The organism is uncultured Campylobacter sp., assembly GCF_938045625.1.
Classification (GTDB): Bacteria; Campylobacterota; Campylobacteria; order Campylobacterales; family Campylobacteraceae; genus Campylobacter_A.
Genome location: NZ_CALIAV010000055.1, coordinates 37,806 through 55,453, shown reverse-complemented (window position 1 = coordinate 55,453; position 17,648 = coordinate 37,806). Strand labels below are relative to the sequence as shown.

Annotated in this window: 20 protein-coding genes; 7 read left to right on the top strand and 13 right to left on the bottom strand. The window is 44.4% G+C overall.

Features of this window, described 5'->3' with window-relative positions:
* Positions 1–32: 32 nt before the first annotated feature.
* Both mscL and Q0386_RS05665 read left to right on the top strand, forming a co-directional pair.
* A complete protein-coding gene (mscL, locus tag Q0386_RS05670; RefSeq protein ID WP_299028306.1) occupies positions 33–440 on the top strand; it encodes a large-conductance mechanosensitive channel protein MscL in 408 nt (135 codons plus the stop codon).
* Positions 441–449: 9 nt separating this feature from the next.
* Entirely contained in the window at positions 450–1,088 is a 639-nt protein-coding gene (locus tag Q0386_RS05665) for a Crp/Fnr family transcriptional regulator (RefSeq protein WP_299028303.1), read from the top strand.
* A gap of 96 nt (positions 1,089–1,184) precedes the next feature.
* Here Q0386_RS05665 and mrdA read toward each other — a convergent pair whose 3' ends face one another.
* The 13 genes from mrdA to Q0386_RS05600 all read right to left on the bottom strand — a co-directional run bounded on the left by mrdA (position 1,185) and on the right by Q0386_RS05600 (position 12,914).
* Positions 1,185–3,029, bottom strand: coding sequence for a penicillin-binding protein 2 (mrdA, locus tag Q0386_RS05660; RefSeq protein ID WP_299028300.1), 1,845 nt, complete (start codon positions 3,027–3,029; stop codon positions 1,185–1,187).
* Complete coding sequence (locus Q0386_RS05655; RefSeq protein ID WP_299028297.1) at positions 3,026–3,511, bottom strand: hypothetical protein; 486 nt, start codon at positions 3,509–3,511, stop codon at positions 3,026–3,028. Before Q0386_RS05655 ends, mrdA begins: the two co-directional genes overlap by 4 nt.
* Positions 3,512–3,647: 136 nt before the next feature.
* Positions 3,648–4,271 carry a ribosome biogenesis GTP-binding protein YihA/YsxC gene (yihA, locus tag Q0386_RS05650; RefSeq protein ID WP_299028294.1) on the bottom strand — a complete coding sequence of 208 codons (624 nt, stop codon included), beginning with the start codon at positions 4,269–4,271 and terminating at the stop codon, positions 3,648–3,650.
* Positions 4,268–4,744, bottom strand: a complete 477-nt coding sequence (gene lptA / locus Q0386_RS05645) for a lipopolysaccharide transport periplasmic protein LptA (RefSeq protein ID WP_299028291.1) — start codon at positions 4,742–4,744, stop codon at positions 4,268–4,270. Before lptA ends, yihA begins: the two co-directional genes overlap by 4 nt.
* A gap of 8 nt (positions 4,745–4,752) precedes the next feature.
* Positions 4,753–5,280 (bottom strand): LPS export ABC transporter periplasmic protein LptC, encoded by a 528-nt coding sequence (lptC, locus tag Q0386_RS05640; protein ID WP_122874194.1) that lies wholly within the window; start codon positions 5,278–5,280, stop codon positions 4,753–4,755.
* Positions 5,271–5,759, bottom strand: a complete 489-nt coding sequence (locus Q0386_RS05635; RefSeq protein ID WP_299028281.1) for an HAD family hydrolase — start codon at positions 5,757–5,759, stop codon at positions 5,271–5,273. The genes lptC and Q0386_RS05635 overlap by 10 nt, the downstream gene beginning before the upstream one ends.
* Positions 5,756–6,319, bottom strand: a complete 564-nt coding sequence (gene hisB, locus Q0386_RS05630) for an imidazoleglycerol-phosphate dehydratase HisB (protein ID WP_299028279.1) — start codon at positions 6,317–6,319, stop codon at positions 5,756–5,758. The genes Q0386_RS05635 and hisB overlap by 4 nt, the downstream gene beginning before the upstream one ends.
* Position 6,320: 1 nt before the next feature.
* Positions 6,321–7,187, bottom strand: a complete 867-nt coding sequence (locus tag Q0386_RS05625) for a septal ring lytic transglycosylase RlpA family protein (RefSeq protein WP_299028338.1) — start codon at positions 7,185–7,187, stop codon at positions 6,321–6,323.
* Positions 7,171–8,382 carry a lytic transglycosylase domain-containing protein gene (locus Q0386_RS05620; protein ID WP_299028276.1) on the bottom strand — a complete coding sequence of 404 codons (1,212 nt, stop codon included), beginning with the start codon at positions 8,380–8,382 and terminating at the stop codon, positions 7,171–7,173. The genes Q0386_RS05625 and Q0386_RS05620 overlap by 17 nt, the downstream gene beginning before the upstream one ends.
* A gap of 12 nt (positions 8,383–8,394) precedes the next feature.
* Positions 8,395–9,180, bottom strand: a complete 786-nt coding sequence (locus tag Q0386_RS05615) for a TatD family hydrolase (RefSeq protein ID WP_299028272.1) — start codon at positions 9,178–9,180, stop codon at positions 8,395–8,397.
* The gene (locus Q0386_RS05610) at positions 9,180–10,433 is read right to left on the bottom strand and encodes a diguanylate cyclase (RefSeq protein WP_299028269.1); all 1,254 of its coding nucleotides are present in this window, start codon (positions 10,431–10,433) and stop codon (positions 9,180–9,182) included. The genes Q0386_RS05615 and Q0386_RS05610 overlap by 1 nt, the downstream gene beginning before the upstream one ends.
* A gap of 71 nt (positions 10,434–10,504) precedes the next feature.
* On the bottom strand, positions 10,505–12,028 hold the full coding sequence (locus Q0386_RS05605; RefSeq protein WP_299028266.1) for an AAA family ATPase: 1,524 nt from the start codon (positions 12,026–12,028) through the stop codon (positions 10,505–10,507).
* Complete coding sequence (locus Q0386_RS05600; protein WP_299028263.1) at positions 12,021–12,914, bottom strand: NAD(+) kinase; 894 nt, start codon at positions 12,912–12,914, stop codon at positions 12,021–12,023. The genes Q0386_RS05605 and Q0386_RS05600 overlap by 8 nt, the downstream gene beginning before the upstream one ends.
* A 93-nt stretch (positions 12,915–13,007) precedes the next feature.
* Here Q0386_RS05600 and aspS point away from each other — a divergent pair, with 93 nt between their 5' ends.
* From aspS to Q0386_RS05575, 5 genes are all read left to right on the top strand, one after another.
* Positions 13,008–14,759, top strand: coding sequence for an aspartate--tRNA ligase (gene aspS, locus Q0386_RS05595; RefSeq protein ID WP_299028260.1), 1,752 nt, complete (start codon positions 13,008–13,010; stop codon positions 14,757–14,759).
* 298 nt (positions 14,760–15,057) lie between these two features.
* Positions 15,058–15,624: an adenylate kinase gene (locus Q0386_RS05590; RefSeq protein WP_122874202.1), complete on the top strand. Its 567-nt coding sequence runs from the start codon at positions 15,058–15,060 to the stop codon at positions 15,622–15,624.
* A gap of 137 nt (positions 15,625–15,761) precedes the next feature.
* A complete protein-coding gene (locus tag Q0386_RS05585) occupies positions 15,762–16,103 on the top strand; it encodes a YgiW/YdeI family stress tolerance OB fold protein (RefSeq protein WP_299028257.1) in 342 nt (113 codons plus the stop codon).
* A gap of 248 nt (positions 16,104–16,351) precedes the next feature.
* Positions 16,352–16,870 (top strand): inorganic diphosphatase, encoded by a 519-nt coding sequence (gene ppa, locus Q0386_RS05580; RefSeq protein WP_295142531.1) that lies wholly within the window; start codon positions 16,352–16,354, stop codon positions 16,868–16,870.
* Between the two features lie 89 nt (positions 16,871–16,959).
* On the top strand, positions 16,960–17,493 hold the full coding sequence (locus Q0386_RS05575; protein WP_299028253.1) for a DUF937 domain-containing protein: 534 nt from the start codon (positions 16,960–16,962) through the stop codon (positions 17,491–17,493).
* Positions 17,494–17,648: the final 155 nt, after the last annotated feature.

The window sequence follows — 17,648 nt, the reverse complement described above, 5'->3', positions numbered from 1 at the left end:
TGATATCTAATTTTAAAATGCAAAGGAAAAAGATGAGTTTCATCAAGGAATTTAAAGAATTCGCGATGCGCGGTAACGTCATCGATATGGCTGTGGGCGTCGTGATCGGTGGCGCTTTCGGTAAGATCGTTAGCTCGCTAGTGGGCGACGTTATCATGCCAATCGTAGGCGTACTAACGGGCGGGGTAAATTTTTCCGACCTAAAAATCACCCTAAAAGACGCGGTCGGCGATACGGCTGCCGTAACCGTAAACTACGGCTCATTTATACAAACGATGGTCGATTTTACTATTATCGCGTTTTGTATTTTCTGCGTCGTTAAAGCTATAAATTCGCTCAAAAAACCAAAAATCGAGGAGCCAAAAGCCGAAGAGCCTGCGCCGATACCTGAGGACGTTGCACTTCTAACCGAGATCAGAGATCTTTTAAAAAATAAATAAGAAAAGCAAATGCTAGAGCAAATCCCGTTTTTTCAGGGGCTAAACGAGGCCGAGTTAAAAAGGCTAGAAGATATCAGCATCCTAAAAAAGTATAAAAAGGGCGAGTTTTTATTTATGGAGGGCGAGGAGTCAAAGTGGCTCCACCTCCTCATAAAAGGCTCGCTCAAGCTCTATAAAATCGGCCCCAAAGGCAAAGAAATTTTTATGCATCAGTTTAACGGGATTAGCTTCGTAGCCGAACTTGCCAACTTTGAAAATATCAAATTTCCGGCGACTGCGATATTTTTAACGGGCGGCGAAGTGCTAAAAATAGACTACGATAAATTTTACGCCGAGTTTTTATCAAACCCGCGCGTATCGCTACAAGTCATCAAATCGCTCTCACAAAAGCTAAAAATCGCAAGCGAGCTGATACATCAAGAGCTTGTACTAAACTCCGAGGCCAAGGTCGCGAGATTTCTCGTTAATCACGCCGATCTTTTTGATGAGCTAAAACACATCAAAATTGCCTCCATCCTAAACATCACGCCAGAGACATTTTCGAGGATTTTGGCGAAATTTAAAACCCAAAATTTGATCGAACTAGACTCAAATAATAAAATCGTAAATATCGCTATAAACGAGCTTTCGGAGATGTTTGAGGGATAGCTGCGGCTACTTGCTCATTTGTTAAATTGAACTCTCAATTTGCTCAAATCTTAATCAAATTTGACACTATTTAACGCCAAATTTAAGCACAGATTTTTAATTTTTCTTCTTTTGCGCAGCTTCGGTATCTGCTATAGAAGTGATTTCGTATTTTTGATCGATGTAGCCCATTTCTAGTAGCTTATTAAAGATTTTAGCCGTTAGAGGTCCCGCAGCCAGACCGCCGTGTCCGCCGTGCTCGATGATAACGGTAACGGCATATCTAGGCTCTTCGTACGGCCCGTAGGTAGTCACCCATGCATGCGAGCGGCGCAGATACTCCATGTCCTCTTCTTTCATACGCTTTTTTTCAGCCTGCGAGATACCCACGACCTGCGCTGTACCAGTTTTTGCCGCTAGCGTGAGTTTTGCTTCTTTAAAATACTTATGCGCGGTGCCTTTTTTGTGATTTACGACCTCATACATCGCTCTTTGGATGTACGGTAGCTGCTTTTTCTCAAACGGCGTTAGTATATCGTCGGCAGGCTCAAATTTAACCTCCTCGCCGTTTACGCTACGTAAAAAATGCGGAACGATATTTTTCCCCGTCGCTAGTATGCCCGTATAACGCACCACCTGCATCGGCGTTACGAGGAAGTTGCCCTGCCCGATCGATGTTATGAGCGTCTCGCCCTGATACCACGGCTGAGCGTACTTTTGCATCTTCCACTCGCGTCCAGGCACGATACCGACAAATTCATTTGGCAGATCCACTCCGCTCTTTTGCCCAAACCCCAGCCGCTCTAAAACCGGCGAGATGGCGTCTATACCGACTTTTAAGCTGCCCTTATAAAAATAATCGTCGCAGCTCTCGCGGATGGCCGAGTTCATATCTATAAAGCCGTGCCCGTAGACGTTCCAGCAGCGAAAATTTCGCCCTCCAAGCTCAAATGAGCCCGAGCAAAAATATCCGTCGGCGCGGCTCATCTTGCCAGTATCCAAAAACGCCATCGCTACGCCCATTTTTATAACCGAGCCCGGCGGATAAAGACCGTTTACGAGCTTGTTCGTAAACGGATGATCGATACTCTTAACGAGCTCGTCCCATTTAGCCTGCGAAAGACCGGTCACAAACGGGTTTAGATCATACTCTGGGAAGCTGCCCGCAGCCAGTATCGAGCCGTCTCTCACGTCCATCACGATGATGACGCCCGCGTTATTACCAAAAATTTCCTCGATATACCTTTGCATCTCAAGGTCGATCGTGAGCGAGATGTCCGAGCTTTGAGGATAGCTCACCGAGATCTCCTCGACCTCCTGATTTAGCGCGTTTACTTTTACCTTTCGCACGCCCTCTTGACCCTGCAAGACGGAGTTATAAAAGCGCTCCGTGCCGCTTCTGCCCGTGTGATTGGTTAGTTTTGCGACGGGATCGGACTCGACGTCTTGCTGATTTGCGCGGCCGACGTAGCCGATGATGTGCGAAGCTAGGTTATTGTATGGATAGTGGCGCTTGGAGGCTGGCTTGACCTCTAAATTTTCTCGCAGCGAGAGTTCGGCGATGCGCGGTATCATCTTATCGTAGTCCATAAAATCGATAATCTGAATAAAATCCTGATTATAAGGCGAGTCGGCTTTGATGTATTCGCGCTTTAGCTTCGTGACGTTTAGGTCCTCGAATAAATTTTGCAAATTTGCAAGCTCAGCGTCTAAAATCTCCGCCCTTTTTCCGTTTAAGTGTGGCTTTAAAGCAACGGAAAAGCCGAGGCGATTTACCGCCATCGGACGGCCTTTGGCGTCTAAAATCAGTCCGCGCACAGGGGCTAGATACTGCGTTTTTACCGCATTTTGCTCGGCGATCTCCTCGTAAAAATCGTTTGATTTGACGCTAAGGTAATAAACGCGCACCAGCAAAAGCACCCAGACGCTAAATATGATGCCAAAGACTATGCGCATCCTCATAGGCGCCCCCTAAACAAAATCACCGCCAAAACAGACTCTACGCCCACGTAGATCAGGTACTCGTAGTCAAATTTGAGTATAGGCAAATTTGCCGCGTAAGATATAAAAGAGCTCGTCGCGCACGTCCAAACATAGCCGCTGGCGACGAATCCCGCTGCCAAAAGCTCCCTTGATTTTAGCGTAACGATGAGCCAGTCGGACATAAAATGATAAAAAAGCATAAACGCAATCACCGCCGAAAACAGCGAAAACCCGTGCGCCTGCTCGGCAAAAGTGAGGTAAAACAGACAAAAATACCACTCCTTGCCAAACTCCTTGAGCGTCTTTTGTTTCTGCAAGGTTAGCATGATCATATAGGTAAAAAATATCCCGATAAGAGGCGGCAAGTACGCAAATATAGTCGTTAGGCTCTGATAAAAAATGAGAAACGCAACCCAAACAAGCTGCTTTAAAAATCGCTTCTCTGCTCCCAGTCTTCGCATCGCCGCACTCGTTTGCATTGTTATATGTTTTTGGCTAAATTTGCAAATTTAGCCTTGGCGGCGCTTAAATTTGTAAATTTACTTAGAAAATTTGATGATAAAAATGCCAAAATTTGCTTGCGGCTTTTTGATTTCATTACAGCCCCAGCGCGTTTAAATATATAAGCTCGTTTGCCTTTTCTACGCCTGTTTTTTTAAGCGCCGAAACGAAATGTGCGCCCGGATAGACCTTTAAAACCGCGCTTTTTTGGCTTTGATTTAGCTTGTCTGATTTGGTGAGGAAATTTAAAATCTTTTGATCGGGGCGCAAGAAGCTTTGCAAATAGTCGTTTACGTCTTTATCTATCTGCATATCAAACTGGCGCGAGTCGATGAGATGTACGAAAAGCTTGATGTTGGCTCTAAATTTTAGATATTCGTCAAGATTTTTTCTCCACTGCGCATGCATGCTTTTAGCCACTTTGGCATATCCAAAGCCCGGTAAATCAACGAAGGTCAAATTTGCCCTCTCCTCGCTTAGCTCGCCTTGCTCGTTTTTGATGCCGCGCGCATACTCGACCTCGAAAAAATTTATGAGGCGCGTTTTGCCTGGCGTCGAGCTGCTCTTGGCCAGGCCTTTTTGATTTACGAGAGCGTTTATGAGGCTGCTTTTGCCCACGTTTGAGCGCCCCAGAAACGCCACTTCGCTAGAGTTTGCAGGCGGAGCTAGCGAGATGTCGGGCGCTGAAACTAGAAATTTTGCGTTTAAAACGCGGATCACTTTTTGTCCTCAACCTGGAATATAAATTTGACCGGCTCTTTTTTGCCGCTGTTTACGTTGTACGTGCCGCTGTTTTGATTGACCGTGATCTTTTCGCCATAGACTTTTTTATCAGTCTCTATCTCGTGCAAAAAGCCGTTGCCGTTTATCGTATATAAATTTGGCGCAGGTTCGTAAATAAGCTCGCTACCGCTACCGTCGTATGTTTTATTTTTGATAAATGCTCTAAATTTGGCATTGCCGGAAGCGACGTATTTTAGCGGATTTCGCTTTTTGTCGAAATATATCACTACCAAATTTGCAGTGAGCGTATCCTTGCCTTTTTTAATATTTACATTGCCTTTAAATTCGCTTATTTGTTTGCCTTCGTCAGCATAAAACTCGTCCGCTGTGATCTCCACCTGCTCTGCTAAAAGCGGTAAAGCGCTAAGCGCCAAAACTAAAGCCACTTTTTTAAAACCAAAATTTATCATTTTCCGTCCTATCTTTTTCTATCTTGCTCTATCAAAGCAAAGGCCTTTTTGATATAAGCTTTTTTTAACTCAAAGTCATAAACCAGGGCTTTGCCGACTATTTTATCTTCGTTCTTCGTTAGCGTAAAAGGCGTTTGCGTAGTAGCTACTTTAGTGGCAGTACTATAAATGACCTCGTCTGATAAAAAGGTCAAATTTTCATTATTTGCATAGCGCGCGTTACCCTTAAGTATAATTCGACCGCCGTTATAAAACGCTTTATCGGAGCTCACGTTATGCTCTTTGTTATCTTTAAAAATTTCCGCTCTAAATTTGATAAATTCGTCAAATTCCGAGTATCTATTCCACGTATCGGCTTCATATCTAGCATTTACTACAGTAGCATTCATCTCGTAGTCAGTGACTGCGTTCATCTGCATGTTTGTAGTCACTTCGCCGCCCTTTAAGAGCTCGCTATAGTAAGGCTCCTCAATCGCCAAATAAACCATCGCCACGCTAAAAACGCTGACGACTAGGTAAAAAATCCTTATAACCAACGCTTAGCCCACTCTTGCATTAAGCCCTCGCTGCGGATAAGTATCTCTATCATCTCGCGCACCGCGCCGTTGCCGCCTTTGTAGTTGAGCCTCGTTCTTACTTCAAGCTCTTTGATCGCATTTTTCGGTTTAAAGCTCCATCCGACGCTTTTTAGTAGCTTGTAGTCGTTGTAATCGTCACCTATTGCTGCTGCATTTTCAAACTCGAGTCCTTCAAATTTAAGTATCTGTTTTGCGGTTTCAAATTTATCGCTAATGCCTTGATAGACGTGCGTTATCTTTAGATCCTGCGCCCTTTTTTCGACGATAGGCGAGCTTCTGCCGGTGATGATCGCGACTTTTTTACCGAGCTTTAGCCAGCTCTCGATAGCGTATCCATCCTTAACGTCAAAAAATTTAAGCTCGTCGCCGTTTGGGCCATAAATGATCTTGCCGTTGGTTAGGCACCCGTCGACGTCTAAAAATATAATCTCTATCATAGCACGCCTTTCGTGCTAGGCACGCCGACTCTAGCGTTTTTGGCTAGAGCTCTTCTTAGCGCGACGGCACAGGCTTTAAAGCTCGCCTCCAAAATATGATGAGAGTTTCGTCCGCGGATTTTAGCGATATGCAAGGTAATTGCGGCATTAAACGCTAGGGCTTGGAAAAACTCATTCGCTAGCTCTATGTCGAATTCGCCGACTTTGCCATCGCTTATGCTTTCGTAGACCAAAAACGGGCGATTTGAAAGATCAAGAGCGCAGTTTACCGCCGCCTCGTCCATCACCACCGTCGCCTCACCAAATCTCTCCACGCCGCTAAGCGGATAAATTTTCTCGCGCAAAGCTAGCCCAATAACGATACCCACGTCCTCAACGCTGTGATGAAAATCCACGTGCAAATCACCCTTGCAGACAAGCTTCATATCAAAAAGCGCGTGCTTACAAAAGGCCTCAAGCATGTGGTCAAAAAATCCTATGCCAGTGCTTATCTCGGATTTGCCACTGCCGTAAATTTCAAGCTCTAGGCTGATATCCGTCTCTTTTGTCTTTCTTTGCATCTTATTCCCTCACGAAAAATGCGCCCGAGATATGCCCTGCGCTTATGAAGTCTTTTGCTTCCTCTTCGCTTCTAAAGCCGCTTATAAATACCCTGTAAATTTTACCGCCGTCAAGATCATACGACTTTATAACAGTATCATAGGCACCGTTGCCGTATTGTCCAGCGTGCTGCCGTTTATGAGCGTTTGCGCCACTTAAATTTTTAAATGCGCCGATTTGCACCATAAAAATACCGCCGACAAAAGACTGTTGTTGCGGTTGCGCTTTAGTTTGAGTGCTCGTTTTTAGCGAGCCGCTAGGTTGTTTTGAGCTAGGCTGAGAGGATGCTACAACAGCTCCGCCGACGTTGCCGTTAAAGCCAACGACCTCTAGTAAAACGGGGGCTGTGCCGGCGTTAAATACATCAAGCTTAACCGCGCCAGTTTTTGACAAATCTATCACGCGACCTGCCATGAAAGGGCCTCGGTCGTTTATACGCACGATGATGTTTTTACCGTTTTTTATATTCGTCACGCGCACCATAGTGTTCATCGGCAGAGTCTTATGCGCCGCCGTCATAGCGTGCATATCGTAAGTCTCGCCGTTTGACGTTTTTTTGCCGTGAAAATCCGGACCATACCAACTGGCTATACCGCTAGCCCTATCACCGACCTTGACTACGGTCGGATAATAGGTTTTTCCGTTTATGGTATACGGGCGCATAGTAGCCTCATGCACACCTTTTGAACTATTTATTTTGCCGCTCTTCTTTGAGCCGCCGCTAGCGGTAATACCGCCGGAAGGCGAGGTCAAGAACGAACAGCCGCTCATAAAAAATATGAAAAATAGACTAAAAAATATAAATTTAGCCCTACTCGGTTGCGGCAAGTTTGGCTCCAATCGAGCTGTTTGAGCTCATAAGAGTATTGGCTTCTTTTAAATCCTCAAGCGCTACATCAAATTTCTGTGAAACTTCTCCGAGCGTATCGCCGCTTTTTACCATATACTCAGCTAGATAGTTTACGTTTTGCTCACTTGGGATAACTAGCTTTTGACTAGGCTTGATCTCGTTTGAAGCAAGTCCGTTGTACTCTTTTATGATCTTATGATTTACGCCGGTTTTTTCCGCTATAGTTAGTAGCGTATCGTTCTCTTTGGCAGTATAAATTTCAAATTTTCTATTTTGCGCTACTTCGAAATTATCGCTAAACATTTTCTTTTTGTTTAATGGAATATAAAGATAATAAGGTTTTTCCGTAGGCGGAGTATAGACGAATTTTAGATGCATATTGTACTCCTTCATCTTTTTTAGACTAAGACCTATGCTGTCTCCTACCTCCATTAGCGTTGTACCACCGGGGACGTCTATCTTTGATAGCTCTATACCTTTCGTTTCGCTTAAGGCCTGCGTTTTAGCCAGCAAATTTTCCTGCTCTTTTGCTATATGTGCAATGACTAAAATTTTCTTGACAAAATTTTTAGTTTCTTTTGGAATATAGCTTTTTTTATCGTCTAGCAATGTTGCCAGATCGGTAGTTCCGGCTTTTTTAATGCCTTCCCTTAATCTAGTGTCGCCGCAGTTGTAAGCCATCATTGCAAGATACCACTTACCAAAGTCATTTTTTAGACTCTGTAGGTATTTTGTAGCTGCAAGGGTAGCCGCCATCGGGTCTTTTCGCTCGTCGGTGTATTTATCGACTCTAAGACCATAAAGTTTTGCCGTAGACTCCATAAACTGCCAAATTCCGATGGCTTTTTTGCTAGAAACTATGTGATTTGAAAAACCGGACTCCGTCATAGCAAGATACAAAAACGACTCCGGGATACCTGAGTCTTTTATAATCTTTTGAAGCATTGGGATATGTTTATAGCCGCCTTTAACGGTATCTATAAACTCTTTTCTTTTACTATCTTTAATGGAATTTTTTATAGAAGCATAGTGAGAGCTTTGTAAAAATTTAGCATCTATGTCAAATTCTTTTAATATCATCTTTTGGGTTTGCTCTGCGTCGCTGCTAGCCGCGGTCGCAAAAAGCCACCCCGTACATGCTAGACACAGCATTATTACTCTAAAGATTTTCATTTTTCTCCTTGATTACGTGTTAAATTTCGTAAAAATTTTCTTCGCATTTTTCGTAGTTATTTGCATTACCTCTTCTTCTTTTAAATTTAAAATCTCAGCCATCTTTGCCGCAACCAACCGCGTAAAAGCAGGCTCGTTTCTTTTACCTCTAAAAGGCTCGGGCGTCAGATACGGCGCATCGGTTTCAAGCAGCAATCTATCTCGCGGAATTTGGGGTAAAATTTGAACCAAATTTTTCGCGTTCTTAAACGTCAAAACTCCACCGATACCAAAATAAAATTCGCCCATTTTAGCAAGCTCTAGAAGCAAAGGCGAAGCGTTATAGCAGTGCAAAACCGCTCCGACCAATCTACTTGCGTACTCTTTTAAGATATTAAAACTATCTTCGTTTGCATCTCTAATATGCAAAATAACCGGCAAATTTAACTCTACCGCCATATCAAGCTGCGCTCTAAATACGCGCTTTTGTTCCGCTTTTTCAAGCTCTTTTTCATTTTCGTCTTTAGGCAAGCGGAAGTAATCAAGCCCGCACTCGCCCACGGCAACGCACTTTTCGTCTTTTGCAAATTTATAAAGCACGTCCTTGTCAAATCCATCCTTATCATACGGATGAACTCCGACGGCAAAAAATACATTTTCAAATTCGCGGGTTATTTTAGCCGCTTTTGGTAAATCATTAATATCAGCACCCGGTATTAGCACTCCGTCAACGCCGTTTTCTCGGGCATTTGCGATAACTTTTACCAGATCGTTATCAAAGCTTTCATCGTCCAAATGACAGTGAGTGTCTATTATCATCAGGCTATTTCTACCCTATTTCGACCGTTTTGCTTAGCTCTATAAAGAGCCTCGTCAGCAAGCTCCAAAATCTCGTCGACGTTATAATCGCTTTTACCGAAAGTAACGCCTATGGAGACCGAAATTTTAACCGGTTCGTTTTTCATATTTATCGGATTGGCTGCTATTGCGGCTCTTAATCCGACAAAAAATTTAACCGCGTCTTCTTGCGATACGTTTTTTAATAAAACACAAAATTCTCCGCCGCCGAATCTGGCCGCTATATCGCTACTTTTGGTGTCGTCAATTAATTTTTTAGCCAGTAGTTTCAAAATTTTATCGCCGCTATCTTGTCCGTATTTATCATTGATATTTTTAAGCCCGTCTACGTCGATCACAGCTACGGCGTAAGGCATAGGATTTTCTTCCAAACTAGCTAAATATTCTTGCATACCGTCGTAAAAATACCTTCTATTAAATAATCCTGTTAGAAAATCTTTATTGGCGAAATTTGCGATTTTATTGATATTTTCCATATTTTCTATAGTATTATTTACGCGGCAAATAAGCTCTTCTTTTAAAAACGGCTTAGCGATAAAATCATTAGCTCCGTTTTTTAAAAATACCGCGCCGCTAACGTTTTCGTTTGCGCTAGTCATCATTATAACGCCTAGTTCGTTTTTATCTTTTTGCTCTCTTAGCTCTTTTAAAACCGCCAAACCGTCTTTTACCGGCATGCCGTAATCGCAAACCACGAGTTTTATATCGGGATTATCGGCAAAATAATTCATCGCCTCTTCGCCGTGAGCCGCCGTAAATACTCGAAACTGCAAATTTTGCAATATTTTTTTTACGTCATTTCTAGTCTGCATTACGTCTTCTACTACCATGACTTTATACTGCTTGTTGTTTTTTAGCCTATCTATCATATGAAATATATAATTTACGTCGCTCATATTTCCCTTATAGACGTAGTCCACGATGTCCTTGTCCATAAAAGTCTCTCTAGTCTTATCGTCCATACTACCCGTTAAAACTATAATCGGTAAGCCCTTAGACGCTACGAAATCGACCACTTCGCCGTTTGGAGCATCGGGTAAATTTAAATCGAGCAAAGTTATAAAATAATCCTTAGCTTTCGTAAGAAACGCCTGAGCTTCGGCTAAGCTGTGAGCGATGTCCACTTGCATTTCGGTATTATCTTCCATCTTTTTAGCGATTAGCTTTGCCAGGGCTTTGTTGTCTTCTACTATTAAAATTTTACTTTTTTCCATAAATATCCATTTGAAAATTTTCGAGAATATACCATTACTTTTCTTTTTTCAACCTAAATTTTAAGCCAAACTTAAACAACCAAAAGCTGGCGAGCAAAATTTATCGCCTCGTCGGTTATGCGTTCGCCGCTTATCATTCTAGCCAGCTCAGATACGCGCTCATCACCCTTTAGCTCCCTTACGCTCGAGGTTTCGCCGCGCTTTTCGACTAGAAAATGCGAATCGGCCTTAGAGCTTAGCTGCGGCTGATGCGAGATAGCAAAAATTTGATAAAATTTGGCCAAATTTAGCAGCACGTTTGCGATGCTCATCGCTTCTTTTCCGCTTAGATTCGCGTCTATTTCATCTAGGATTATGACACCCTCGCCGCCTCCCGTGATCTTGCTTTCGCTCGCGATAAAAGCTAGCCTTAAGCGGTTTAGCTCGCCCGAGCTTAGATTTTTTAGCGCCGTGTCGTTTAGGCTCAAATTTACCTCGTCCCTACCAGCGGCGTCTAGGGTTTTGCTATTTATCTTTAATGAAATCTCGCTCATATAAAGCTCTTTTAAAAACGAATTTATGAGTGACTCAAGCTCCTTTAAATTTGCCGCACGAGCCTGGCTGATTTTGTCTGCCAGCGCGTTTACTGCGGTTTCATTTTGTTTAAATTTACGCTCCAGCTCGCTTTTTTCAAAGCTTATGTTTTCGTATCTTGCTAGCTCCGCCTTGCGCGTTTTTAGCGTCTCCAAGGCCTCCTCCTCACCGCCATAGCGACGCACGAGCGAGTTTATCGCCTCGATGCGGTCTAGTACGCCCTCGATATCTACGTCTTCTAGCTCGTCCATGTTTAGATTTTCGCGCGCTACTCGCAGCTCGTTCATCGCCTCCTCAAAAAAGCTACTATCGATATCGCTGATGTTTAGCGCATCTACTACGGATTGCTCGAAATTAAAAATTTGCTCCGCCCTATTCCACGCTTCTAAAATTTTATCCTTTTTGCTTAGACGCTTTTTTAACTCCATCAGCTCGTCAAATTCGCCGATTTTCGGGCTCACGCTTTCTATTTTATTGATTTCAAAGGAGGCAAATTCTTTTAGCTCCTCCACTCTTTTTTCTTCGTCGATTATTTTTTTCAGCTCGCGCGAAATTTGGCTAAATTCGTCAAATTTGAGCCTAAATTCGCTCAAAATTTCGTTAAATTTAGCGTCTTTTTTCGCTTGCAAGCTATCTAGCAAATTTAAAAATCTCTCGTTTTCAAATTCGTTTATTTCCTTTGCGGATAGGTATTTTACATGCTCTTTGGCGATGCTGGCTAGATTTTTTTTAGAAACGGCTTGCGAGTTTATAAAGTAGCGCGTCGTTTTGTCGCGAAATAGCTTAAAAGTATTTATCTCCTCGCTCTCAAGGCCAAATTCCTCAAGGTCAAATTTATGCGAGACGTCGGCCTCGATGAGCTTTGCTTCGCTATCTTTTAGCCCCAAAACTGCCATTATCGAGCCCATCAGGACTGATTTGCCAGCACCGCTCACGCCCGTAAAGACGCTAAGTCCGCGCCCGAAATTTAACTCGACGTTTTCAAAACTCAAATTTTGCTTTATCAAAATCCGCTCAATCATTATAACCCCAATGCAGCTTTTCTTTTAAAATTTGAAAATAATCTCTCCCGACGTGGCGGATTAGCCGCGCCGTGCTGGCGCTTAGCGTCATGCTCACGCTCTCAAGCTCGCCCATTTTGTACCGCTCCTGTCCGTCGATAACCAGCACCGCCGCGCTTGCGGTTTTAAATTTGATCTCAAATCCGCGCGGAAGCACGACTGGGCGCTGCGTGAGCGAGTGCGAGCAAACGGGCGTAACCAAAAACACCTCGCTCAAAGGGTAGGTTATCGCCCCGCCCGCGCTCATGTTATATCCGGTTGATCCAACCGGCGTAGAGACGATGACGCCGTCGCCAAAATACGCGTTAAAGTATTTTTCGTTCCAAAAGGCCTCCACGTGCGTCATGGAGCCTACCTTTTCGCCCACGATTACCGCGTCGTTAAATGCGATTTTATGTAAAATTTCGCCGCTTTTTTTGTGCAAAAAAACGTCGAGCATAAAAGGGGTCTCGACCTCAAATTTACCCTCAAAAAACTCGGCGAAAAATTTCTCGCATTCATTCATCGTGATATCTGTTAAAAACCCTAGCCTACCCGCGTGAATGCCTAGCACATATGGCGAAATTTCGGCCGCGTTTCTACAAAGCGAGATGATCGTGCCGTCGCCTCCGAGCGAGATCAAAAAATCGCACTCCTGCGCTAGCTCGCGCACCTCAAATCCTTGTAAATTTGAGCCCTCTTTTAAATTTAGATGTTTAGCCGCCGCGTTTTCAAACAAAATTTGAACGCCGTACCTGGCTAAAATTTCGCGTAAAATTCGCATGTTTTTGACCGCGTCGCCGTTGATTTTCGCGACTAATCCGACCGTTTTTATCTTGGAAGGAAGCAATAAATTCTCTTTTTTCATAGGGCGGATTTTATCACATTTTGTTTTAAAAAAGCTGGGAGCAAGCAAATTTCTAGTATAATTGGCGCGTTAAAAACAGCAAAAGGAGTGAAAATGCGTAGCCATTACTGCACTGATTTAAGCAGTGCCGACATAGGCAAAGAAGTTACGCTTTGCGGTTGGGTAAATACCTACCGCGACCACGGCGGCGTTATATTTTTGGACCTGCGCGATCGCACGGGACTGATCCAGATCGTCTGCGATCCAGCAGATAGTAAGAGCTCTCACGAGGCCGCGTCGCACGTTCGCGACGAGTACGTACTAAGGATAAAAGGCAAAGTCCGCGCTCGCGGCGAAGGCCTGGTAAATCCGCGCCTAAAAACGGGCGAGATCGAAGTAATCGCTAGCGAAGTGATCGTCGAAAACCCGAGCGAGACGCTACCTTTCGTCATCGGCGACGAGAGCGTAAACGAGGACATCAGACTAAAATATAGATTTTTAGACCTTAGAAACGAAAAACTTCAAAATATCTTTAAAATGCGCTCAAAAGCGGCGATTGCAGCTAGAAACAGCCTAGATAAAATGGGCTTTATCGAGTTTGAAACGCCGATTTTAACGCGTGCTACGCCTGAGGGTGCGAGAGACTATCTAGTGCCTAGCCGCGTATATCCGGGCCAGTTTTATGCCCTGCCGCAAAGCCCGCAGCTTTTTAAACAACTTTTGATGTGCTCTGGCTTTGATAAATACTTCCAGATCGCAAAATGCTTCCGCGACGAGGACTTGCGCGCCGATAGACAGCCGGAATTTACGCAGATAGATATCGAGATGAGTTTCATCGAGCAAGAAGATATCCTAAATATGGCCGAAAATATGCTAAAAGACGTATTTGCCGCCTGCGGATATGATATCCAGATACCTTTCCGCCGCATGAGCTACAAAGAGGCGACAGAAAGCTACGGTAGCGATAAGCCCGATCTGCGCTACGATCTAAAGATGATCGACGTTATCGACATTTTCGCGCGCTCTAGCAACGAAATCTTTAGCAAAATCGCAACCGAACCTAAGAAAAACCGCATCAAAGCGCTAAAAGTACCAAACGGCGATAATATCTTTAGTAAGCGCGAGATGAACCGTTTTGAGGAATTTGTCCGCAAATTCGGCGCTCAGGGCCTTGGCTACTTCCAGATGAAAGAGGACGGACTAAAAGGACCGCTTTGCAAATTTTTCGAGCAAAGCAACCTCGACGAGATCGTGGCTCGCTGCGAGCTAAAAGTCGGCGACGTCGTATTTTTCGGCGCCGGCAAGAAAAAAGTCGTACTTGACTACATGGGGCGATTTAGGATTTTCCTCGCAGAGCAAATGGGCATCATCGACCAAAACAAAATGGAGTTTTTATGGGTGCTTGACTTTCCGATGTTTGAGCAAAACGACGACGGCAGCTACTCAGCCATGCACCATCCGTTTACCATGCCTAAAAACATCGACGAGCCCGATCTCGAGGACATCCTCTCGGTCGCTCACGACGTCGTGCTTAACGGCTATGAGCTTGGCGGCGGTAGCGTGAGGATACACAAAAACGACGTTCAGCAAAAGGTATTTAAGCTACTTGGTATCGACGAAGCCGAGCAACGCGAGAAATTTGGCTTCTTGCTTGATGCATTAAGCTTCGGCGCGCCTCCTCACGGCGGTATAGCGATCGGCTTTGACAGACTAAATATGCTAGTAAATAAAACCAGCTCGATCCGCGACGTCATCGCCTTCCCTAAGACTCAGCGCGCTCAGTGCCCGCTAACAAAAGCGCCGAGCGAAGCTAGCGGCGAGCAGTTGAGGGAGCTGGGGCTAAGGCTGCGAGAAAAAGAAAAATAAGTGTAGAAGCGTCGTCTTGCCGCGCTATACGTCGTTGGTTTTAAAATTTTACGCTCCGCAGACTACATGCCTAGCGTACGCTTAAATTTTAAAACCGCCTAGTCTAGCTTGGCGATACTTCCGCTACAAATTTATTGAATTTTATTTTTTATTTTAAAGAAAAAGGCGAAGTATTTTTCGCTTAGACGAGGCGGATTTTAAATTTTAAGCGCAGATAGAACACGTAGCTCATCGAGCTTAAAATTTAAAATCCAACGAAGTATAAGTAGAAAAAGGCAAGCCGTTTAAAGGAAAATTTATGAAAAAACTATTTTTAATCATCGGCGCTCCAGGCTCCGGCAAAACCACCGACGCATCGCTAATCGCGCAAGAGGACGCCAAATTTGCGCACTTCTCAACGGGCGATCTGCTACGCGCAGAGGTTGCCAGTGGCTCAGAGCTAGGCAAACTAATCGACGGCTTTATCTCAAAGGGCAATCTAGTCCCGCTTGACGTCGTCGTAAATGCGATCGTCTCAGCGATCAAAAGCTCGGACAAATCAAACGTCATCATCGACGGTTACCCGCGCAGCATCGAGCAAATGACCGAGCTAGACAAGGTGCTAGCCGCGCAAAACGAGATCGCGTTGAAAGGCGTGATCGAAGTGGACGTTAGCGAAGCCGTCGCACGCGAGAGAGTACTCGGACGAGCGCGCGGAGCCGACGACAACAACGAGGTTTTCAACAACCGCATGAAGGTTTATCTAGAACCGATCGAGGCGATACGTAAATTTTACAAAGAAAAAGGCCTGCTCCACGTCGTAAACGGCGAGCGCGCGATCGAGCCTATCGTAGCCGACGTCAAAGCTCTCGTAAATAGCCTATAAACATTAATTTTAGAGCCTCAAGCTAGGCTCTAAAATTAAGCTTTCCATAAATCCAAATTAACAAAAAATTCACGAATTATCATTAAAATCCGCACTATATTTTCACGAAAATCACATCAAATTTTAAAGGATACATAATGTTTAAAAAAATAGTTTTATCAGCGGCTCTTGCTAGCGCGATGTTTGCAGCAGGCGGATTCGTCGGCAAAGGCGCCACGAGCGCAAGCACGGTGAAACAAGCCCTAGCGCTACCAGATGACGCTCGCGTCGTGCTTGAAGGCAAGATCGTCTCCGAGTTTCGCCCTGAGCACTACCTATTCGTCGATAAAAACGGCGACACGATCGAAGTCGAGATCGATAACAATGACTGGAGAGGCGTAACCGTCGATGAAAACACGCCCGTGCGCATCCAAGGCAAGATTGATAAGGACCTTATGAAAACCTCTATCGACGTAAAAAGCATCGAAATAATCAAATGATTTTAGGGCGGTTCGCCGCCTTAAATTTCCCCCAAATTTTAGTCCCCCTCAAAAAAAATTTACAAATTTTACTTTTTAGCATCAAATTTACCGCCGTAATGTCCATCAAATTTTAGCCTGCCCTAATTCTCGTTTTACTCCAAATTTAGCCGAGATTTTATATAATCTCTTACTCAAATTTCAATGCAAGTATCTCAAAGCGTTTTGCTACAAAACGCCACGTGATAGGAGCTTTACAAAGGATAAAAATGGACGTTTCAAAAATCAAAGCAGGCTCAAACCCGGACAAAATCAACGCCGTGATCGAGATCCCGTACGGCTCGAACATAAAATACGAAATCGACAAAGATAGCGGCGCGGTCGTAGTCGATCGCGTACTCTACTCGGCAATGTTCTACCCGGCAAACTACGGCTTCGTGCCAAACACGCTCGCAGCAGACGGAGATCCTGCCGATATCTTGGTGTTAAACGAATACCCTCTGCAAGCTGGTAGCGTGATCCCGTGCCGTCTCATCGGCGTGCTCGTGATGGAAGACGAAGCAGGCATGGACGAGAAACTGCTAGCCGTACCGGTTACCAAGATCGATCCGCGATTTGACGGGATCAAAAGCTATAAAGACCTGCCTGAGGCCACTCTAAATAAGATCAAAAATTTCTTTGAAACTTATAAAATTTTAGAGCCTAACAAATGGGTCAAGGTTAAAGAATTTAAAGACGCCGACGCCGCAAAAGAGATCCTGGACGCGGCGATCAAAAACTACAAATAAGTTGCTGCTAGGCTTGCCGGCCGCCACCTCGTTAAACCCAAACAAGCGGCGGTCAAATTTAAACTCACGCAAAAATCAAAAGGATAAAAATGGATATACTAAAGCTACTTTTGAGCAACTCCGGCGGTATGTTAGATGCGATGTCGCAAAAAAGCGGACTGGGCACAAACGACGTAGAGGCCGTGATTTCTAAGATCGCGCCGATTTTCATGCAAAGAGCCAATGAGAATTTTAAATCTGACGCAGATTCGTCAAATTTTCTAGAGATGATCCGCCGCTCAAACCTTGGCGAGATTACTGGAACCCCGCAAAACATCAACGTCGCCGAAGGCAACGAGCTACTAGGCGTACTAACGGGCTCGAAAGAAAACAGCAGGGCTCTAGCTAGCGACGTGGGTTCGCAGCTAGGCATCAGTGCAGACTCTATCAAGACTCTGCTACCGATGATCGCGCCGATGATCGCCGGCATGCTAAACAATCAGCTAAAAGCCTCAAATTTGCAAGACTCCGCGGACAACGACTCCATGATGTCGATGCTTACGCAGTTTTTGGATCAGAACAAAGACGGCTCGATCGTAGATGATATCTTTAGGATCGCAGGCGACTTTTTCGGTAAAAAATAGGCGGATTTCGCCTATTTTAGCCGTTTTGGCTTTGACGCTCGTCTAAATTTGAGCTTTATCCATACTATGCTTTTTGCGCCGCAATGCGCATTTTTCTACTCTTAACAATTTTTGATATACGCCTGCAAACGGCACTCATGCTACTTTAACTAGAA

What these genes read in the sequence shown, in the direction of transcription:
- Q0386_RS05635 (WP_299028281.1), bottom strand. Translation starts at nt 5,759, where the DNA reads ATGATAGAGATTATATTTTTAGACGTCGACGGGTGCCTAACCAACGGC.
- Q0386_RS05575 (WP_299028253.1), top strand. Translation starts at nt 16,960, where the DNA reads ATGGATATACTAAAGCTACTTTTGAGCAACTCCGGCGGTATGTTAGAT.
- hisB (WP_299028279.1), bottom strand. Translation starts at nt 6,319, where the DNA reads ATGCAAAGAAAGACAAAAGAGACGGATATCAGCCTAGAGCTTGAAATT.
- Q0386_RS05665 (WP_299028303.1), top strand. Translation starts at nt 450, where the DNA reads ATGCTAGAGCAAATCCCGTTTTTTCAGGGGCTAAACGAGGCCGAGTTA.
- lptA (WP_299028291.1), bottom strand. Translation starts at nt 4,744, where the DNA reads ATGATAAATTTTGGTTTTAAAAAAGTGGCTTTAGTTTTGGCGCTTAGC.
- mscL (WP_299028306.1), top strand. Translation starts at nt 33, where the DNA reads ATGAGTTTCATCAAGGAATTTAAAGAATTCGCGATGCGCGGTAACGTC.
- ppa (WP_295142531.1), top strand. Translation starts at nt 16,352, where the DNA reads ATGGACGTTTCAAAAATCAAAGCAGGCTCAAACCCGGACAAAATCAAC.
- aspS (WP_299028260.1), top strand. Translation starts at nt 13,008, where the DNA reads ATGCGTAGCCATTACTGCACTGATTTAAGCAGTGCCGACATAGGCAAA.
- Q0386_RS05590 (WP_122874202.1), top strand. Translation starts at nt 15,058, where the DNA reads ATGAAAAAACTATTTTTAATCATCGGCGCTCCAGGCTCCGGCAAAACC.
- Q0386_RS05620 (WP_299028276.1), bottom strand. Translation starts at nt 8,382, where the DNA reads ATGAAAATCTTTAGAGTAATAATGCTGTGTCTAGCATGTACGGGGTGG.
- Q0386_RS05585 (WP_299028257.1), top strand. Translation starts at nt 15,762, where the DNA reads ATGTTTAAAAAAATAGTTTTATCAGCGGCTCTTGCTAGCGCGATGTTT.
- Q0386_RS05605 (WP_299028266.1), bottom strand. Translation starts at nt 12,028, where the DNA reads ATGATTGAGCGGATTTTGATAAAGCAAAATTTGAGTTTTGAAAACGTC.
- Q0386_RS05615 (WP_299028272.1), bottom strand. Translation starts at nt 9,180, where the DNA reads ATGATAATAGACACTCACTGTCATTTGGACGATGAAAGCTTTGATAAC.
- Q0386_RS05600 (WP_299028263.1), bottom strand. Translation starts at nt 12,914, where the DNA reads ATGAAAAAAGAGAATTTATTGCTTCCTTCCAAGATAAAAACGGTCGGA.
- Q0386_RS05610 (WP_299028269.1), bottom strand. Translation starts at nt 10,433, where the DNA reads ATGGAAAAAAGTAAAATTTTAATAGTAGAAGACAACAAAGCCCTGGCA.
- Q0386_RS05655 (WP_299028297.1), bottom strand. Translation starts at nt 3,511, where the DNA reads ATGCGAAGACTGGGAGCAGAGAAGCGATTTTTAAAGCAGCTTGTTTGG.
- mrdA (WP_299028300.1), bottom strand. Translation starts at nt 3,029, where the DNA reads ATGAGGATGCGCATAGTCTTTGGCATCATATTTAGCGTCTGGGTGCTT.